General features: G+C 61.4%; 4 protein-coding genes and 4 pseudogenes. 5 read left to right on the top strand and 3 right to left on the bottom strand.

Translation table 11 applies throughout. The annotated features are described in order from the left end of the window. The first annotated feature begins 99 nt into the window (after positions 1-99). The 4 genes and pseudogenes from Q8K08_RS05060 (at position 100) to Q8K08_RS05045 (ending at position 2808) form a co-directional block, all read left to right on the top strand. Positions 100-483, top strand: coding sequence for a transposase (locus Q8K08_RS05060; RefSeq protein WP_305249372.1), 384 nt, complete (start codon positions 100-102; stop codon positions 481-483). Next, positions 480-827, top strand: a complete 348-nt coding sequence (gene tnpB, locus Q8K08_RS05055; protein ID WP_305249371.1) for an IS66 family insertion sequence element accessory protein TnpB — start codon at positions 480-482, stop codon at positions 825-827. Before Q8K08_RS05060 ends, tnpB begins: the two co-directional genes overlap by 4 nt. A 62-nt stretch (positions 828-889) precedes the next feature. Beyond that, positions 890-2512, top strand: a pseudogene (locus Q8K08_RS05050) (IS66 family transposase). Continuing rightward, positions 2512-2808 (top strand): hypothetical protein, encoded by a 297-nt coding sequence (locus tag Q8K08_RS05045; protein WP_305249370.1) that lies wholly within the window; start codon positions 2512-2514, stop codon positions 2806-2808. The pseudogene Q8K08_RS05050 and the gene Q8K08_RS05045 overlap by 1 nt, the downstream one beginning before the upstream one ends. Here Q8K08_RS05045 and Q8K08_RS05040 read toward each other — a convergent pair. Continuing rightward, positions 2807-3025, bottom strand: a pseudogene (locus tag Q8K08_RS05040) (transposase); the annotation flags it as partial. The gene Q8K08_RS05045 and the pseudogene Q8K08_RS05040 overlap by 2 nt on opposite strands. Positions 3026-3379: 354 nt before the next feature. Between Q8K08_RS05040 and Q8K08_RS05035 the strand changes: the two are divergent. Continuing rightward, positions 3380-3613, top strand: a pseudogene (locus Q8K08_RS05035) (terminase gpA endonuclease subunit); the annotation flags it as partial. Positions 3614-3643: 30 nt separating this feature from the next. Here Q8K08_RS05035 and Q8K08_RS05030 read toward each other — a convergent pair. Together Q8K08_RS05030 and Q8K08_RS05025 are read right to left on the bottom strand one after the other, a co-directional pair. Then, positions 3644-3844, bottom strand: a pseudogene (locus Q8K08_RS05030) (transposase); the annotation flags it as partial. Continuing rightward, a complete protein-coding gene (locus tag Q8K08_RS05025; protein ID WP_305249369.1) occupies positions 3777-4496 on the bottom strand; it encodes a hypothetical protein in 720 nt (239 codons plus the stop codon). The pseudogene Q8K08_RS05030 and the gene Q8K08_RS05025, both read right to left, overlap by 68 nt. Positions 4497-4691: the final 195 nt, after the last annotated feature.

Here is a 4691-nt window from a genome sequence, read left to right as displayed (position 1 = left end):
GTAACGGCTCGGTTGGCACCGCCTGCCTGAAGTTGGGATGATCGTTTATGGGACGTGCATAGCGACGTCGTTAACGACGTGTCTTATGCGGGGCTTGCGATGCGTGGTGATATTCTGGGACTTGAGCGGCGGCGACGGTGGAGCGACGATGAGAAGCTCGAGATCGTTATGTCTGTTGGCGTAGGTGATGCGACTGTGACGCAGGTTGCTCAACGGCATGATGTGACCCGGCAGCAGATCTACGCGTGGCGGCACGATCTGAAGAAGAAGGGGTTGCTTTCGGCCTTTCCGGAGGCGCTGTTTCTTCCGGTGGAGCTGGCCAGGCCTATGGAATTGGCGGTGCCGCCTGGAGGCGTCCGGGCAGAAGTTCCGCGCGTTGCCCAGATCGAGCTGCAACTGGCGAGTGGCCGCTGCCTGCGCTTCGATCCGGTGCTGGATATGACCACGCTGACGCAATTGATCCGGGCTGTGGAAGGGGCATGATCGGGCCGGGCACAGGCGTTCGGGTCTATCTGGCCTGTGGCGTGACCGACATGAGGAAGGGCATCGAGGGGTTGGCTGCCCTCGCGCAGGATCATCTGCGACAAAAGCCGACCGATGGCGCCGTGTTCGCGTTCCGTGGTCGTCGCGGCGACAGGTTGAAGCTCTTGCATTGGGACGGGCAAGGCTTCTGCCTCTATTACAAGGTGCTGCAAAGGGGCCGCTTTCCTTGGCCTATGCGCGGCGATGGCGCGGTGCGTCTGACCTCGGCACAACTCGCCATGCTATGGGAAGGAATTGATTGGCGCAGGCCGGGCTGGGGGGCTCCACCGGCCCGTGTTTGTTGAATTTATCCTGCTGAAACCCTTGTTTTTATAGCAAATCCGCCTGTCTTATGGTAATTGGACGCATGTCGAATGTGGCCCAAAATCTCCCGGATGATCCAGCGCTCCTGAAGGCGTTGATTGCGGATTTGCAGGCGGAAAACGCCAAGATCTCAGCCACGCTGCGCGCCCATGACCAGTTGATCCAGACCCTGCGGCTGCGCATTGCCAAGCTGAAGAAGCAGGTGTTCGGCCAGTCCTCGGAAAAGATCGAACGCGAGCTTGAGCAGCTGGAGCTGGCGCTGGAGGATCTGCTCATCGCCGCGGCCGAAAGCGAGACGGTGGTTCTGGATGGCGCGCCGGAAACCACCGGCTTTGAACCTGACGCGGATACTGCAGATCGCCTCTCTCGCCGTCGCCCCCGGGTCTCGGACAGCACGCCGCGCGAGCGGCAGGAGCTGGATCCCGGCAGCTGCTGCCCCGACTGCGGCGGTGATCTGCGCCTGGTGGGCGAAGATGCCAGCGAGATGCTGGATCTGATTGCGGCGCAACTGAAGGTCGTCCAGATCGCCCGGCTGAAGAAATCCTGTCGCCGTTGCGAACGCATGGTGCAAGTGCCCGCCCCAAGCCGGCCGATCCCCGGTAGCATGGCTGGTGCAGGCCTACTGGCGCATATCCTCGTCTCCAAATTCGACGACCACCTTCCTTTGTATCGCCAACATGAAATCTTCGCCCGGATGGGTGCGGATATCCCGGACAGCACCTTGGTCGATTGGTGTGGCCGCGCCATGAGGGTGCTGGCCCCACTGATCGAGAGGATCGAGGCGGATGTGATGGCCAGTGACCTTCTGCATGCCGACGACACACCGATCCGGGTGCTTGACCGCTCGCAGCGCGACAAGGGGCTGGGCAAGGGGGTGAAGAAGGGGCGGATCTGGGCCTATATCCGCGATCAGCGCCCTTGGGCAGGCACCGCGCCGCCCGGCGCGGTCTATGCCTTCGCGCCAGACTGGAAGGAAGAACACGTCCATCGCCATCTGGAGAAGACACGCGGCATCCTGTAGGCCGATGGCTACAAAGGCTATGCGAAGCTTTATGGTCCTGCCCCTGACGGATCACCCCGCCTTATCGAGGCGGCATGCTGGGCGCACCTCCGACGTGACTTCCATGATGAATGGAGCAAGACGAAATCTGCTATCGCCCGCGAGGCGCTCGACCAAATCGGCGCGCTTTACGACATCGAGCGGGAGATCACCGGTCGTCCCGCCGATATCCGTCTGGCCACACGCCAAAAGCACAGCGCCCAGAAGGTCGAGGCCTTCTTCGCTTGGTCTGAGCACCAACTTAACCTGATCCCCGGCAAGGGCGATCTGGCCAAGGCCTTCCGCTATGGCCTCAGCCGGCGTGCCTCGTTCAGCCTCTTCCTTGAGGATGGCCGGGTGGCCATCGACAACAATCCAGCCGAACGCGCCCTGCGCCCGATTGGAATCGGCAGAAAGAACTGGCTCTTTGCCGGGGCCGATACCGGTGCCGAGACGCTGGCCCGCGCGATGACCGTCATCGAGACCGCCAAAATGAACGGCCTCGATCCGCAAGCCTATCTGACGGATATCCTGAGCCGTATCAACGATCACAAGATCAACCGCCTTGATGAACTGCTGCCCTGGAACTGGTCCCCGCTTCCCGCAACGCTATCCGAGGCCGCCTGATGGCAACCGTTACCCATGTCTGCACCCTCGACTACATCGCCAAGATGCTGGGCGAAGATCCCGAGCTTCTCGAAGCCATCATCTATAACGACGACAACCTGAGCTACGGCTCGATCATCAGCGTCTATACCGGCCCAGACGACACCATTGCCGCCCTGACCGATGACGGCATCGACGAGCTAAAAGACATGCTCAGGGACGCGCGTATCACTACCGAAACCTGGCACGCGTTCCTCGACGACTTCGTCGATGACGCAGAACTCGTCGCACGCATCAAGGCCCAGTCACCACGGTAACAACCGGTCGATTACTGTCGACGCGCCCATCGTCCTTAAACAGACGGAAGCCCTCCTGCCGGCGGAGCATGTAGGCCATGGCTTCGCCGAGATCGGACTTGCGCGAGACCCGGGCGGCCTGTGCCTTCAGCTAGGCGAAGAACACGTCCGCCAGCGGGCGGGACAGTTCATGTCGGATCGCACGACGATGATCGGGAGGTGACCTGCGGATGACATCCGCGCCTCCATAGTATGGCTAACTCATATACTGGATCAGAACGATGCTTTCAACCGGGCGCGCGCGGCGGGGCCGATGGCCCCGAAACGCAAAAAGCCCCCTTGGGTTACAGGGGGACTCGTCAAACGTTGATGTGGCGTTGATGTAAACTGCAACGCACAAAACCCGACGGTTTACGTCGGGTTTTATCTATTTGATATCGTTTAGTTTTTTGGTTGCAGGGACAGGAACTGGACACTATTTCGGGATTTCATCGGCTTATGGGCTCAAAAAGCTTTCAAATGCTGCATGATTTACGAAATTGTTATCCAGTAAGCCTTTTCCGGCCCGCGCCTCTGGTCCGATCTGGATGGCGTGCTGAACGGGAACTATGGCGACCTGCCGGTTCTCGCTGTTGCGGTGGACATCGGCGGCCACCACACCAAGATGGCCTACGAGTTCTGCCGCACCCGCCTCGCGCGCCGCATCTGGGCGATCAAAGGGCGCCGCGCCCCCGGCATCCCGGTCTGGCCCCGCCGACCCACCCGCAGCAACAAGGCAAAGATCCCGCTCTTCATCGTCGGCGTAGATGCCGGGAAGGACGCGGTCTACGTCCGGATGAAACTCACCGAACCCGGCCCAGGTGCCATCCACTTCCCTCACCGTGCTGTCCGCCAGCAGGTGCAGCGGCGCGTCCGATCCACGACAGGAAATCCTGACCGTCAGACTCTTCTTCCGCCGTGACAGCGTGCTGAAGTTCGGCACCTCCCAGTCAAGGCCCATCAGGCTCAGCAGGCTCTCGACGAACCCGGTCGTTTGCCGCAGCACCATGCTGAGGACAGCTGTTGCGCGGATCGGACAGGCGGCCCAGAGTCTGGTCCAGCCGGTGATTGCATGCGCGGCCTTCCAGCAGGCGACGGATGGCGGCATGGGCTGCGGCCTCATCCGGTGCAGGACCGCGCAAGGATTGGAACAGCGCGTCGAACCCGCCCGCTGCCTCGCCCCGCGTCGTCAGATGGTGATAGGCCAGAAGAGCATCCGGCATCTCCTGCCCCAGCCGGGTAAAAGCCGAGATCTGATCCGCCAGCACCTGCAACGCCAGCCGCGCGTCCTGTTCGGGGTCATTCACATGCCCGACCTGTAGCCGACCATCTTGATAGTGTTTGACCAGATGGTGGTAAGGATTGCGCGGAAACGCCAAGGGGTTCACCCACAGCGTATCTGTCGGGGCCGCCCCCAACCCCGCAAGCCGCGCCCGATTGGCCACCAGATGCGGCAGGTCATGGCGCAGGATGTTGTGGCCCACCAGATGCGCCGCCCCGTCGCACAGCGCCTCCAGCCGATCCAGCGCAGGGTCCAGCACGGCTCCCTTGTGAACCAGCGCCGCCTCACCCCGCACCGCCGCAAAGGCAAAGATCCGCGCAGACTTCGGATCGACCTCCAGATCAATCGAAACGCAAGCCGCAAGGAAAGGGGCAGGGTCGAAGGTCAAACGTCAGGCATCCGGTTTCCAAGGGTCATCTAAGGCTTCCAAGCCATTGATAACCCTATCGCCAGGATTCGAAAGCGGAAGATTTCACCGAAGAACCTGGTCCTGGGCATTGCGAGCCTGTTGGGATCAGCTGCAGATCCATCTGGCGGTTCTCCGATATGGCTTGACCCGGTTCCGTCCGTCAACAAAGCTGAA

The sequence above is a fragment of the Pseudotabrizicola sp. genome (assembly GCF_030684215.1).
In the GTDB taxonomy this organism is placed as follows: Bacteria; Pseudomonadota; Alphaproteobacteria; order Rhodobacterales; family Rhodobacteraceae; genus Pseudotabrizicola.
This window is presented reverse-complemented; position numbering and strand designations above follow the sequence as displayed.